Raw genomic sequence first — 13,875 nt, 5'->3', positions numbered from 1 at the left:
GTGTTTGGCCCCAGGGTCACGTTTCATCACGACGGCGGTGATCCGGCCACAGGGCTGGACGTCCAAGCTTTGCTGGCGGACCCGGTTACGGGCCAGCACATTTATGTGTGCGGCCCGGCGGGTTTGGTTGAGAGTGCCCGGCTGCACAGCAGTCACTGGCCCGAAGAGGCGTTTCATTCGGAACTGTTTGCCGTCGAACCGGCTACCGACGAGCTGCCCAACGAGGCTTTCGATGTCTTTCTGTCCCGGCAGAAAATGACCCTCAGCGTGCCCCCCGAGCGGTCCATCCTCGAGGTGGTACGGGACGCAGGTGTCGCCGTCGAGACGTCCTGTGAAGATGGGTTGTGCAGCTGCTGCTGGACGCGACTTCTGGGCGGGGAGGCCGATCATCGGGATCATGTGCTCAGCAGCGCTGAAAAGCTGGCCAACGAGTCGATCATGATTTGTGTCTCACGCGCTGCCGACGGCGAGACGCTGATACTCGATCTCTAGCTTTAAACCTAATTAGATGCCCGCTCGCCGGTCCACGGTGGCTGCATGGCTTCAGGCAGTCGTCACGATAGCCTGGGTAGATCAGCTGAGCCAGTCGCTGTCTTCAAAGACCTCGATCAATGTCGGCACGTCGGCAGTGAGCGCATCGGTGACCGCCGATCGGAACGTGGCTTCGCTGTCAGGTCGGTTGCTCTTACAGCCACAGGCGGCTGCCAGTTGTAGGTAGTCCGGATTGATGCCGTCGACACCCACAGCCGGTATTTTACGTTGTGTCATGTCATCCCGGATCTGTTTGAGGCCGGCATTGTTCCAGACAATGATCGGTAGCGACAGCCGCAGTTCAGCAGCCGTGATCAGTTCCTGCACGGTGAACATAAAGCCGCCGTCGCCAGCGAGGACCACCACCGGTGTATCACCCAGCGCGAGCTTGCCGCCGATGCCGTTGGGCAGACCACAGCCCAGCGTGCAGTAGCCGGCGGGGTAGTGCCACTGCCGCGGCTGCTCCACCGGAAAGGCGAACGCACCGGTATACACCACCTGACAGATGTCGCCGGCAATGACGGCATCGCCCGGCAATACCTCGCGCAGTGCGTCAAGCAGGCGGATGTGGCGAGACTCACTGTCCGTCAGGTCATCGACCAGTGAGCGGCACACGGCAGCGACTTCGCCCGCGGTGTCGTGATTCTGGGTCTGCTCCCCCAGTGCGGTCAGTAGTTCACGGGCGGCGAGGCTCGCGTCTCCCACGATGCCGATCGCGGCGGGGTAGAGGTCGTTCATCTTTCGTGAATCGATGTCGATGCGGATCAACTGGCCGTTCAGTGCCATCCGTTCGACAAAGCTGTCGGTCTCGGACATTTCAGTGCCGATGGCGAGAATGACATCGGCCTGGGCTAGAAAGTCCCGGGCCTGGGGCCGGACGATGCCGCCGCCGATACACAGTGGGTGGGAATCGGGCACCACGCCTTTACCGGCGGTGGTGGTGATCACGGCGGCATCCAGGCGCTCGGCTATCTGTGTGAGTAGGGGTGCGGTGCCCACCGCGCCGCCGCCGGCATAGATCAGTGGGCGCTCGGCCTGTCGCAGCAGTTCAGCCGCTTCGCGGATTGCAGAACCCGCCGGCGCCGGCCGGCTGGGTACTGTCCTGCGCTGCCAGGTCGTGCTGACTGGTTGCGCCAGGACATCAATAGGCACGGCAATGTGGACCGGTCGCGGCCGTTCAGAGGCAAAAATAGAAAACGCCTGCCCGATCAGTTCTTCCAGGTCATCGGGTGAGCGGGCGGTGGCACTGAGTGCGGTCAGCGGGCGGGTGACCGCTTCAAGATCGGTGACCTCGTGCAGGCAGCCCCAGCCTTTGCCCAGACTGTAGCTGGCGGTGGTACTCGAAATCACCAGCACCGGAATGGAATCGGCAAAGGACTGGCCCATTGGTGTGCAGGCGTTGGTGACACCGGGACCTGAAATCAGCACACACACCCCAGGTTTACCGCCAAGGCGCGCATAGCCGTCGGCCATGAAGCCGGCGCCCTGCTCGTTGCGCGCCTGTACATGTCGGATGTTGCTGTGGGCGAGGCCGCGGTACAGGTCCAGGGTATGCACACCGGGAATGCCGAAGACGGTATCTACCTCGTAACTCTCCAGCAGTGATATGAGCGCTTCGCCGCAGCTGACCGATCGTGTCATGGTGTTTGCTCCGTACTTTTCATCTTCTGGATCGGGTTCACACTGGCGGCCGGCCACCGGTGCGACACCGTTCAGATTATGAGGGATTCCAGGGGAGTCAGTCAGCCTGTGCCAGGTGCGTTAGCACCTGCTCAGTCACCTGCTCAGTCGTTGCTTGGCCGCCCAGGTCCGGTGTCAGCGTACCGTGCTGCACGGTGCGGTCCACGGCCTGTTCGATAGCCCGCGCCACAGCAGGCTGGTGGAAACTGAATTCAAACATCATCGCCACACTGAGTATGGCGCCGATCGGGTTGGCCATGCCCAGATCGGTGAGATCGGGTGCCGAGCCATGGACCGGCTCGTAGATCGCCGCCGCGCCGGCGTCGGCCGTCCGGGTCAGGCCGGGCAGCGATGCCGACGGCAGCATGCCCAGAGAGCCTGTAATCGTGCCGGCGAGATCGGAGAACAGGTCACCGAACAGGTTGTCCCCCAGGATCACATCGAAGTGGGCCGGTTGCTGCATCAGCTGGTAGGCCGCATTGTCTGCGTAGAGCAGTTCGAGCTCGACGTCGGGGTATTCAGAGCGGCCGATGTCCTCGACCACCTGCCGCCACAGGACATAGCTTTGCATCACATTGGCTTTATCGATGGAGGTGACGCGGCCGCGGCGGCGTCGGGCCAGCGCAAAGGCGACCCTGGCAATGCGCTCGATCTCGGGCGTGGTATAGAGGTTGGTGTCAAACGCCCGGAAGCCGCCGCCCTTAATAGGCTCAATCCCGCGAGGTTGGGCAAAAAACGCACCGCCGCAGAGCTCGCGAACCACCATCACGTCGGCTTGCTCAGCCAGGCCCTCCCGAAACGGTGTGGCGTGGGTTAATGCCGGGTGGCCCCGCGCCGGGCGCAGGCCGGCATACACATCCAGCGTGTGGCGCAGGCGCATCAGGCCGTCTTTATCTTGCGGCCCGCCGTCGATCTTGATCTGATCCCATTTAGGGCCACCGACTGCGCCCACCAGCACAGCGTTGGCCCGGGTTGCTTTGTCCGCGGTGTCGTCAGTGCAGAACACACCGTGCTCATCGTAGGCTGCACCGCCCAGCAGATCGTGTTCGAGATCGATTCGAAGGCCGTTCGCCCCGGCGGCTTGTTCCATGCACGCGACGGCCGCATCAGTCACCTCAGGTCCGATACCATCGCCGCCGAGGACCAGGACACTGAATGTGGAAGCGTTCACGGTGTGCGCCGGGCTGGGTTCCGGGTTTATCTGCCGTGTGTGTTCGCCCTGATCCAGTCGATGACCAGCTGCGTCCTAGGCGGAAGCGCGATCCAGGATCGCCGGAATCTTGTCTTCCCAGCCGATGGCCATGACATGCACACCGCGCGTCATGTCACGCAGTTCACGGACCGTGTTGCTGGCAATCACGATACTGATGTCGGCGACCTTGGCCTTGTCGTCACCGGCCGCGTCGATTTTATCGATGAGGTCCTGCGGGATATCGACGCCCGGGATCTTGTCGTTCATGTATTGCGCCATCTTGACCGATTTGATCGGGATGATGCCGGCCAGCACCGGTTTTTCCGGTTTGGCTTTGGTCATGAACCGGTCAAACGCGGCTACGTCGTAGATCGCCTGGGTCTGAAAAAACTCAGCGCCCGCATCGGCCTTGCGCTTCATATTGTCGATCTCGAGCGCCAGGTCGCTGGCGCCCGGGTTGGCCACTGCGCCGATGGTGAGCTGCGGCGTGCCTTTAAGCGCATTGCCGCTGAGATCGGTGCCGTTGTTGAGGGCACAGGCGGCCTCGAGTAATTGTGAGGCGAACAGGTCGAATACCGGTTTGGCGTCCGGATGATCGCCGTTCTTCGGGGGATCACCGCCCATGAAGACCACGTTGGAGACACCCAGCGCCGCCGCACCGAGGATGCTGGCCTGAATGGCCAGCCGGTTCTTGTCGCGTGAGGTCATCTGCACGATGGGCTCGATACCGCGGTCGATCAGCAGGTGGCCGACGGCAACCGGGTCCATGGCCATGCGGGCGGCATGGGATTCGGTCAGGTTGAATGCTGTGACGAGATCGCGCAGCAGGTCGGCCTTGGCAAAGAGCTCGTCAAGATCTGTGCCTTTCGGGGGGGTGAGTTCGCTGGTCACCACAAACGATGAAGACTTCAAAGCCTTAGCCAGCTTACCCATCGTGCGTATCTCCGCTGCGTCGCCTTCTAGGATGCCGGATGCCTGGATCGGGTCCGGCGAGTGCCCGACATGATAGGGCGCAAAACCGGCCCGTCAACGGTTCTTCGGTCGCAGTGTCAATTGCCGCGGCGTTTGGCATTCCGCAAATCGATACAGCCGGGTTCTGTTGTGGGGTCTGTGTCGGGGTCGAAGATCAGGGTCTTTTGCACTTTCTGCGTGCCGGTAGTGGGCAGTGACTCGCGGAACAGCACATAACCCGGTGCCTTGTAGTACGCCAGCCGTTGCATGCACCAGTCAAAAAGCGCCCTTGCAGTCGTCTCGTCAGAATCAACGTCCGGCATCACCACGATGCAGGCAAAGACTTCTTCTTCCCGCAGGTCGTCGGGCACCCCGATCACCGCGGCCTGGGCGACTGCAGTGTGGGCCTGCAGCGCTGCTTCGATCTCACCGGCGGCGATGTTTTCGCCCGAGCGGCGGATGATGTTCTTGTTGCGATCGATAAAGTAGAGCGTGCCCTTTTCGTCCTGGCGGACCGTATCGCCGGTGTGGAACCAGCCGCCGTACCAGGCCTCAGCGGTCGCTGGCTCATTTTTGTGGTATGCCGAGAAAAAGCCGCGGCGGGGGTCAGCGGCACTGTGTCGCACCAGCAGCTCACCGGGTGTGCCTACGGCAACATCCTGGTCGTGCTCGTCTACCACGCGGGCTTCAAGCCCGCTCATCGGTCTGCCGAAGGCGCGCGTGCCCACCTGTCGGGGTGGGTGGTTGTCGGCAAAAATCCGGCCAGTTTCGGTCATGCCCCAGACCTCCACCATGGGAAAGCCGAATCGTGTTTCAGAGGCCGCGTGGTGGTCCGGGTCAATACCGGCACCGACCCCGAAGCGAACGCTGTGATTCGATTCCGCATCGCTCGCCGGCAGGTTCATCAGCAGCGGCGGCACCACGCCCAGGTAGTGGATCACGGTTGCTCGAGTAGAGACAACGTCGTTCCACCAGCTCTTGGGGTGAAAACGGTCGGGCGAGATCAGACAGCCACCGCCAATCATCATGCTGGTGGCAGTGACCGCGAGCGCGTTCATGTGGTAGAGCGGCAGGGGGTTCAGTACTCGGTCGGAATCACCTAAAAGCGCGGCCTCTCCGCCGAGGGTCAGGTACCACTCGCCGGCCGTGATGAAATAGTCGTTGGTGAGTAGGCAGCCTTTGGGTCGCCCGGTGGTGCCGGAGGTATAGAGCATGGCGCATTCGGTCTCTCGGTCGATGGCTGTGGTCGCCCGGGGTGGCGGTTGACCCGCGCTGGGCAGCGTTTCGTCCGGCAGCCGCGCAACATCGACGGCCGGCGGTTGCAGGGTGCAGCGCTCGCTGGCTTGTTCAAGGTCAGCCACCCGGTTTGAGATGCCCACCGCGAGGACCACATCGGCGTGGTCGAGTTGATAGACGATTTCATGGTGGCGGTAGTCCGGATTCACCGGCACGATCGCCACGCCGAGGCTGTTGAGCGCGAGATACTGCACGAAAAATTCAGGACGGTTCTCCAGCAGCAGGGCAATGCGGTGGCCATGGCCGTAACCGGCTTTTGTATAGGCGCGGGCCGCGGCCAGGGCCTGGTCCAGCATCCACTGATAGGAAAACTCAGCTCCTTCAGGGCAGTAGTCGCGCTGCGCCCTGGCCGGGACACACAGAAACGGGGCATCCGGACGTCGTGCAGCGGTTGCCTGGAAGACCTCGAAGACGCTGTTCATGAAGTTTGGCTACTGTGTTTCTTCCGTAGTGTTAGTGAAATATTCGGTAGCAGAACAATAGTTCGGATAGTAGTCGACGTACGTGGGTGTCGAATTTTTGATGAAGCACGAGTTGGGCGAATTTCAAAACAGATTGTGTCATGCTAGGAACCAATCAGCTGCTGAAAACATCATACGTTGAGGATACCCCATGTCGCGCAGAACAGGGTTGGTCTGGCATGAGCTGTACATGTGGCACAACACCGGAAAATATGCCGGGGTGATGCCGCCTGGCTTACAGGTACAGCCGTATGAGCACTCGGAACATCCCGAGACCAAACGGCGATTTAAGAACCTGCTGGATGTCGCCGGCCTGACGGAACAGCTGGTGGCAATCTCGCCCCGGCCCGCGACCGAAGCGGAAATACTGATGTTGCACGAGCCTGACCATCTGGCTCGTATGAAGATCCTGAACGAGACTGGCGGCGAGGCCGGTATCGGCACGCCGATGGGGGTGGGTTCGTATGACATCGCCTTGCTGGCCGCGGGCGGCGTGATCGAACTGGTCGATGCGCTGCTGGATCAGCGCGTTGACAATGGCTATGCCCTGGTGCGGCCGCCCGGACATCACGCGAAGGCAGACATGGGCATGGGTTTCTGTATCTTCTGCAACGGTGCGATCGCCGGTCTGCACGCAATGAACCATCGGGGTCTCGAGCGCATCGCCTATGTGGACTGGGATGTGCACCACGGCAACGGTACGGAGGCGGCGTTCTGGGAAGACTCCCGGGCGCTGACCATTTCCATTCACCAGCAGAATTTGTTTCCATTGCACAGCGGCGGCATGGACAAACGCGGTGCCGGGGCGGGTGAGGGCTTCAATTTCAACATTCCCCTGCCGCCGGGATCCGGTTACGGGGCCTATGAGGCGGTGTTCGACCGGGTCGTGGTTCCGGCCCTTGAGGCGTTCTCGCCGGAATTGATCATCGTCCCCTCGGGATTTGATGCCGGGATCCATGATTCGCTCGGCCGGCAGCTGATGCATTCACGTGGTTACCGGGAACTCACCGCCAAACTGATGCGCACGGCAGATCAGGTGTGCGGCGGTCGCCTGATGATGTGTCACGAGGGCGGCTATGACGCATCGACCGTGCCCTACATGGGATTGGCGGTGCTCGAAGAGTTGTCCGGGATCAAGACCGATATCGATGACCCGTTACTCGAGGTCTTCGAGCAGATTGGCGGGCAGGATCTGCAGCCCCACCAGGACGCGGTGATCCAACAGGCCGAAGCGTTACTGGATGTACTCAGGACCTAGACGACAGGCCACAATCAATTGTTGCTGTCGGGCACCAGCTCGCGTTTGAGCACTTTTCCGGTGGCGTTGCGCGGCAGCGCCTCGACAAAGCGCACTTGCTTGGGTTACTTGTCGCGCGTCAGCCGGAGCAGCTGCCGGGCGAACGCCAGAATGTTGTCAATACGACCGCGCAGACTTGCTGGCTATAAGACGCGGTCCTCATCGGTATCCGTTGGGTCGTCTGCCCCGGTGTGATCGGTGGGTTGGGGAGTGACCGTCATCAGTTGGACCCCGAACTCCGATTCGAACCGGTGCCAGCACCCCTGGGGCACGATGATCATCATGCCGGCTGTGAGTTCGAATGATTCCGCGTTGCTCTGGCTCATGATGGTCAACCGGGTTGCGCCGCCCAGGACGTGGACGATCTCATCACCGTTACGATGCCGCTCCCAGCGACTGATCCCGGAAAATCCGCCGGCGAATATGCCGCCGTCTCGGTAGTGCGCCAGCGTCGCAAAAGCGGCCTCCAGTTCTTCAGGCGCCGTGTCGACATGCCGGCCTTCTAGAAATGTACGGGCGTCCATTTCCCGCTGAATGTCGATTACCTGTGGCATCAGTATGTCCTCACGATCAGGAGAATTCGGGATTAAGCTGGCGTCAGCTGGGCGATGGCCTGGGCGGCTTCGTGTATGGCGGCTTCGACGGTACGCGGCGCCACGCAATCGCCGACGGACCGCACAATCCGGTCTGAACCCGCCAGCGCTTTCATCAGGTCATCGCACGGGCGCATGATGTGATCATCGACCAGCACATCGATCGATGGCAACACGGTTTGCTGACCGGTAAAGACATGCTGAAGCTTCACAGCGCCGTCTTCGAACGCGGCGATCTTGTGGTTGGGCAGGAACTCAACGCCGCTGTTAAGCAGGCGGTCGTAGGCCGGGACCCGGACCGTGAGGTCCAGATCCAGGCCGACGGCGGGTTCATCGGTGACCACAATGACGTTACTACCCTGTGCGGCCAGTGCTTCGGCGGCAACCAGGGCGCTGAGACCGCGGCCCTGGTCGCGGATCAATGCGCGACCCGTGAACAGGCCGGGGTCGTTCAGCAGCTCCACCGGCGTTGTCTGGACAACACTGCCGTCGCCCGGAATTGCGTCCGCCACAGCTTCAGCACCGGTGGCCATCACAATGATGCCGTCATCGATGTTCAAGAGTTGATCGGCCGTTACGGTTTGATTGAACTCGGGGTGAACGCCGAGCTTGTCCAGTTGCCTGACCCGCCAGTCGATGACGGCTGCGAGTTCTTTCTGCGACTCAACACGGCTCCACAGCCTGAGTTGACCCCCATATTCGCCGCTGCGTTCCAGCAACCGCACTGAGTGACCCCGCTGTGCAGCGGTCAGGGCGGCCTCCAGGCCGGCCGGACCGGCCCCGACCACGGTGACTGGCGGCAGGTCGTTAGAGGACGAAGGTGAGTGGTCGGTGTTGCGGCTGATAACGTAGGGATTGTGCATGCAGCGAACCGGGCGTCCCTGGAATCGGGCGCGGATACAGGTGTTGGCCCCCACGCAGGGCCGGATGTCGTCGGCCCGGCCCTCGGTGATCTTGCGGACGATTTCCGGGTCGGTGATATGGGCCCGGGTCATTGCCACCATGTCGGCCTGGCCGCTGGCGATCACGGCTTCGGCCTGATCGGGATGCGTGATGCGGCCGGCAACCAGCACTGGCAGGCTGACGACGGCTTTGATCTGAGCGGACAGTTCGGTGAACAGTTCATGGCCCGCCGGTGTGGCAGGCCAATGCAGTGCCCGGCCAAACCGAAGTGAGTTGTTGTAGGCGATCACGTTGAGGTAGTCCACCTGGCCCGTGTTCTCGAGTGCCTGCGCAACAGCCTGCATGTCGCTGATTTCAAGGCCGCCGGGCGTCATGTCTGATCCGGGAATGCGGATGCCGAGGATCCGGTCTTCACCGATGGCCGGACGGCAGGCTTCGACCAGCTCCAGCAGAAACCGCATGCGGTTCTTCAGTGAACCGCCGTAGCCGTCAGTACGCCGGTTGTTCAGCGGTGACAGGAAGGCGTGCGGTAGAAACCCGAAGGCCGACAGGAGCTCGATCCCATCCAGGCCGCCGGCCCGGACCCGGCCGCTTGCGGCGACGAAGGCATCGATGATCTCCAAGATTTCCGCCGAACTCATCTCGTGGGGGACATTGCCGGTGAGCGCACTGCGCACCGGTGACGGTGCCCACGAAGGCTGGCCCAGTAGTTCAGCCGACAGGGTGCCGGCCGAATGGGCCAGCTGGGCGAGCATGGTGCCGCCTTCACCCTGGACCGCATCAGACAGTGACTGGTAACCGGGAATGATGGTGTCGTCCAGGTTGACCAGGGCACTGGGTGCAGTCGTGAGCAAGCCCGAACGGTGTACAGCAGTGCCGCCGGTAATCTGCATCGCGACGCCCGCAGCAGCCCGCTGTCGATGGTAACTGATATAGCGTTTGCCGGGCGCGCCCTGATCAGCGAACCCGGGCACATGGGCGGATATAAAAATGCGGTTGCGCAGTCTGCGCGGTCCGATCTGAATCGGTTCGAGTAGCCGGTTGTGCATATTTCTCCTCTGCTGTGCGTGGCTCAGCCTGGTGTGCGGTCGTTGAAGGGTCCGCGGATGGCGAGGGTCAGACCTTCTTTCTGCAGGTTGGCGAACAGCCAGTTGCCATCGGGTGAAAAACAAAGTCCTGTAACCTCACCGCTCAGGGCGTTTCGGGCGATGGGAAAAATATCACCATTGGATCGCAGCTGCCAGATCAGATTGGGCTCACTGCCGTCTTCAGCGATATAGACATCACCCCCGGGGGCGATCGTGAGGTTGTCCGGGTTCGCCATTGCATTATCGTTTTCCGCCTGGGCGACGAGGCTTAAGCGGTCTTGTTCGCCGGGCGGTGCGATATCGAGACGGTAGATCTGTCCGCGCCGCGCCGGGCCGCCATCGGTGGAGGCGAGGTATACAACGCCCGGGCTGGACCACATCCCTTCACCGCGCGACAGCACTGCCGCGCCTCGGGCCTGGGCTTGATGACGCGTGGGTATCGACTGGGCCTGTGGGTCATCAATGGTGACCCAGTCGACAGTCAACCGATCGCCGACCTGCTGCTCTGCCGACAGGTCGGCGCGGTCGGTATCCACGAGCTTCAGAGCCTGCAGTGTACCGGCTGAAAACGGCTGGTCCGACCTTTCGGGCACATGCCGGTAGATGGCGCTGTCGGCAGTGTCTTCGGTCAGATAGGTGATGCCCGACGCAGGGTCAAAGGCCGCGGCCTCGTGTGGGAAACGCCCCAGAGAGGGCAACCGCCGCGCTGGTTGCAGCGTATCCGCCGCCGGGTCACACAGAAAAACGTAACCGTGATCAGGCTCGTCGATTTCCTCGCAGCTCAGCCAGCCTTCGGTGCACGGGCCCCCGGCACAGTTGCGGGACGTGCCCGTCAACAGCAGGTTGCTGGAGAGCCGTTGGCCGGATTTCGCGTCGACCACGACGCGGCTGACACCGCCGCCGCGCTGCGGATCGTAGGCCAGTGTGTGGTCAGCGGCCTGACCTTGATGAATTTCATGGTTGCGCACCACAATCCACTGGCCTTTGGAGCCTGGGAAACAACCCATGCCGTCGGGCAAGTCGGGCATGGGGTAACCATCGCTCATCAACGCACCGGTACGCTCGAGTATCTGATACGAAAACCCGCTCGGCAGATCCAGAATACCCTTCGGGTCGATCAACAGGTCGCCCAGACTGCCCACAATCCGGGGCCGGTTGTAGAGCCATGTCAGTGCGCTGCCCGCCGCAATCAGTGCAGCACTGGAGGCGAGTAAGGTACGGCGTGTGATCTTCATCTGCGCGTGCAGTCTAAATAGGGGCTATCCACCGCCACGGCCATGCTGCTTCATGACGGCCATCAGCTGGTCATGATCCAGGGCACGGCAGATGTGTCCGGCCGGCCGCAGCGTGTTCATGTCTTCGGCTGCCAGCAGCGCATTGACGACCGCTTCCTCCACTGACTCGACAGCAGCCAGGTAGATGGGATCGCATTGCTCGTCGTTGACCCAGTCGAATGACAGGAACGCCCGGTTGACCTGCGACAGCGGCATCGGATTGGCCACGCTGAAGGCGAGAAAAATATCACCGGAACCATTTCCGCCCGGTGTGCCACCCCGGCCAATGCCGATTGCGGCCCGCCGTGCAAGTCGATCGAGTTGATGCGGCATCATCGGTATATCGGTGGCCAGGATCACAATGATCGAACCCTGTTCACGGCGGGGCAGGAGTCGGTCGTCTGTCAGGTGGCGCCCGACCGGCACACCCAGGATCGTGAGCCAGGGACGGATCCCGTGGTTGGCCTGTACCAGGGCCGCGACCGTGAAGTCCTGACGGTCAATACTGATCCGGCGCGATGCCGTACCGGTACCGCCCTTGAATTCGTAACAGATCATGCCGGTACCGCCGCCGACGTTGCCCTCGGATACAGCGCCTGGCTTGGCGCTGCGCATCGCGTCCAGCGCGTGACTTTCTGTGAGATGCTGCCCGTTGATGTCATTCAAAACGCCATCGTACGTCTCAGCCACCACCGGCATCGCCCACAAATGTTCCTCGCCCCAGGTCTCACGGTAGGTCTCGATGATCCAGCGCACAGCGGCATGATGGACGATGCCGACGCTGTGGGTGTTGGTAATACAGACCGGTCCAATGAGATAACCCCCGTCGTGGATCCAGTGGGTGCCAGTCATCTCCCCGTTGCCGTTCAAAGCGTAAGCACCGGCCCAGACCGGATGGGGTTCGGGGTTATGACCTTTGGGCAGAATCGCGGTGACACCGGTCCGTACCGGGCCTTTGCCAGGTTGCAGGGCACCTTCGCCCTCAATCACGGTGGTGTAGCCGACCGCAACGCCTGCGACATCGGTGATGGCATTGTCGGTACCGGGGGTACCGGGAAAATCGAGCCCCAGCGTTCTTCCTCTGGATTTGGTCATGTTTGGGTTCCCTATCGCGGTTTCGGTATCCAGCCTGGCCTATGCTGGGCCTGATTTAAACATTTTATAAACGATCTGCCACGGTTTTCGTGACTTGTCTGATTCTGTTCGTTGGGACTTTAGCCGGAAGTGGATCGCTGCAAAAATTTTGTTACAGTACGCACTAAGATGAGTTATATCGTTCACGTCACAGCGGTCGTGGAAGGCGATCTCGAGCAAATTGAGGCGCTGATCAACGAGTACCGCTACAACTGCCTTCAGAACCAGCCCGGCATGGAAAGTTTTTATGTGTGTCGGCCACTGGATCAGCCGAACGTATTTCTTTACACCCAGGTCTTCAAGGATGCCGATGCACACAAGGCGCATATAGACGGTGATGACCCGAAGACTTTCTTCGCCAAGATGGATGCTGAAGACTTCCACTTCCAGGGCCGCTGGATGGCCGGCCAGGAGATCAATTCAGTCCCTAAGGGTCAGTTGCTGAACTGAGTCAGGCTCAGCTGCATAGCCCCCAAGTCTTCTCCCCGAGCGCCTGTCGTGCAGCTGCCGGTCACCCTCACTGATTCAACAATTCTCAACTTGTTGCAGTGCGCCGGTCTTTTTCGATCAATCGTTTGACCCCATCGATTGCCGTGCGTATGGCCCGGTCTCCGTGGAACTGTTCCTCCCCGTCCTGATCGGTCGGCAGGCCTTCGTTCTCGGCCACCATGGTCATGACGCCGCCGGCGCGTTTACCGTGCAGGCTTGCCAGAATAAATAGGGCGGATGCTTCCATCTCCGAACAGATCGCCCCCGCGGCACGCCATGCCTGCCATCGTTGTGTCAGTTGTGACGATAGCGGTTGTCGGTCGGGTTCTATCTCGCTGTAAAACGAATCTTTGGAATGGCTAACGCCGACGCGGAAAGGAAACCCCAGTTCGAGTGCACTTTCCTGCAGGGTCAGCACGATCTCTGGGTCAGCCAGCGCGGGAAACTCGATCGGCAGATATTGGCGGGTGGTGCCTTCATCGCGTATCGCACCCGTGACAATGGCGATGTCGCCGGTTTGCGTGCCGGGCTGTATGCCACCGGAGGTGCCAACTCGAATAAACGTATCGGCACCGATCTTGATCAGTTCCTCGACTGCGATGGCTGTCGAGGGACAGCCGATCCCGGTGGAGGTGACGGAGACCTGTTCACCGCTCAGATAGCCCGAAATGGTGGTGAATTCCCGGTTCTGAGCGATGAACTGTGGTTCGTCGAAAAACTCAGCAATTCGGGCACAGCGCGCTGGATCACCCGGCAGCAGCACGTAACGGCCAACATCGCCGTTATTTAATTGGAGGTGGTACTGCAGCGTCATCTGCTTGGTGCCTTATTTTCCCTAACGTTTTGTGTTCGGCTTTTCGGTTAACAGCATTTCTGAAGACAGTCAGTATAGTGAAAACCGTGTTCAGAAAGGCCAAAAGCCAGCGGGATGGCGCACCTGGTGTGTTGCCCAATACCCATCATTTTGCCGTCGTCGTGTCTGAGGC

The 13,875-nt window shown here is 61.1% G+C and carries 12 protein-coding genes; 3 read left to right on the top strand and 9 right to left on the bottom strand.

Translation table 11 applies throughout. From position 1 onward, the window contains the following. Nucleotides 1–492, top strand: a 492-nt coding sequence (locus MK323_07775; GenBank protein MCH2482059.1) for an iron-sulfur cluster-binding domain-containing protein, incomplete at its 5' end; no start/stop codon positions are given. An 81-nt stretch (nt 493–573) separates the two neighbouring features. On the opposite strand, the gene MK323_07770 is transcribed toward MK323_07775, so the two are convergent. The 4 genes from MK323_07770 to MK323_07755 all read right to left on the bottom strand — a co-directional run bounded on the left by MK323_07770 (nt 574) and on the right by MK323_07755 (nt 6,072). After that, nucleotides 574–2,172, bottom strand: a complete 1,599-nt coding sequence (locus MK323_07770; GenBank protein ID MCH2482058.1) for a 5-guanidino-2-oxopentanoate decarboxylase — start codon at nt 2,170–2,172, stop codon at nt 574–576. A 97-nt stretch (nt 2,173–2,269) separates the two neighbouring features. Further along, nucleotides 2,270–3,382, bottom strand: coding sequence for a 3-isopropylmalate dehydrogenase (gene leuB / locus MK323_07765; GenBank protein ID MCH2482057.1), 1,113 nt, complete (start codon nt 3,380–3,382; stop codon nt 2,270–2,272). Nucleotides 3,383–3,457: 75 nt separating this feature from the next. Beyond that, nucleotides 3,458–4,336: a methylenetetrahydrofolate reductase gene (locus MK323_07760; GenBank protein ID MCH2482056.1), complete on the bottom strand. Its 879-nt coding sequence runs from the start codon at nt 4,334–4,336 to the stop codon at nt 3,458–3,460. A 116-nt stretch (nt 4,337–4,452) separates the two neighbouring features. Then, a complete protein-coding gene (locus MK323_07755) occupies nt 4,453–6,072 on the bottom strand; it encodes an AMP-binding protein (protein MCH2482055.1) in 1,620 nt (539 codons plus the stop codon). 190 nt (nt 6,073–6,262) lie between these two features. Between MK323_07755 and MK323_07750 the strand changes: the two genes are divergently transcribed. Beyond that, nucleotides 6,263–7,369 (top strand): class II histone deacetylase, encoded by a 1,107-nt coding sequence (locus tag MK323_07750; GenBank protein MCH2482054.1) that lies wholly within the window; start codon nt 6,263–6,265, stop codon nt 7,367–7,369. Nucleotides 7,370–7,551: 182 nt separating this feature from the next. Here MK323_07750 and MK323_07745 read toward each other — a convergent pair whose 3' ends face one another. Genes MK323_07745 through MK323_07730 form a run of 4 tightly spaced genes read right to left on the bottom strand, consistent with a single transcriptional unit; the run spans nt 7,552 to nt 12,361 of the window. Continuing rightward, on the bottom strand, nt 7,552–7,962 hold the full coding sequence (locus tag MK323_07745) for a cupin domain-containing protein (protein ID MCH2482053.1): 411 nt from the start codon (nt 7,960–7,962) through the stop codon (nt 7,552–7,554). A gap of 32 nt (nt 7,963–7,994) precedes the next feature. Then, on the bottom strand, nt 7,995–9,953 hold the full coding sequence (locus tag MK323_07740) for an FAD-dependent oxidoreductase (protein MCH2482052.1): 1,959 nt from the start codon (nt 9,951–9,953) through the stop codon (nt 7,995–7,997). 23 nt (nt 9,954–9,976) lie between these two features. Beyond that, nucleotides 9,977–11,227 carry a PhoX family protein gene (locus MK323_07735; protein ID MCH2482051.1) on the bottom strand — a complete coding sequence of 417 codons (1,251 nt, stop codon included), beginning with the start codon at nt 11,225–11,227 and terminating at the stop codon, nt 9,977–9,979. 24 nt (nt 11,228–11,251) lie between these two features. Continuing rightward, nucleotides 11,252–12,361, bottom strand: coding sequence for a P1 family peptidase (locus MK323_07730; protein ID MCH2482050.1), 1,110 nt, complete (start codon nt 12,359–12,361; stop codon nt 11,252–11,254). Between the two features lie 168 nt (nt 12,362–12,529). On the opposite strand from MK323_07730, the gene MK323_07725 reads away from it, so the two are divergent. Next, on the top strand, nt 12,530–12,850 hold the full coding sequence (locus MK323_07725) for an antibiotic biosynthesis monooxygenase (GenBank protein MCH2482049.1): 321 nt from the start codon (nt 12,530–12,532) through the stop codon (nt 12,848–12,850). An 85-nt stretch (nt 12,851–12,935) separates the two neighbouring features. On the opposite strand, the gene MK323_07720 is transcribed toward MK323_07725, so the two are convergent. After that, the gene (locus MK323_07720) at nt 12,936–13,703 is read right to left on the bottom strand and encodes a nucleoside phosphorylase (protein ID MCH2482048.1); all 768 of its coding nucleotides are present in this window, start codon (nt 13,701–13,703) and stop codon (nt 12,936–12,938) included. Nucleotides 13,704–13,875: the final 172 nt, after the last annotated feature.

Source organism: Gammaproteobacteria bacterium, from assembly GCA_022450155.1.
Lineage (GTDB): Bacteria > Pseudomonadota > Gammaproteobacteria > Arenicellales > UBA868 > REDSEA-S09-B13.
Note: the sequence above shows the minus strand (reverse complement) of the source record. Positions and strands in the feature narration are given on the sequence as shown.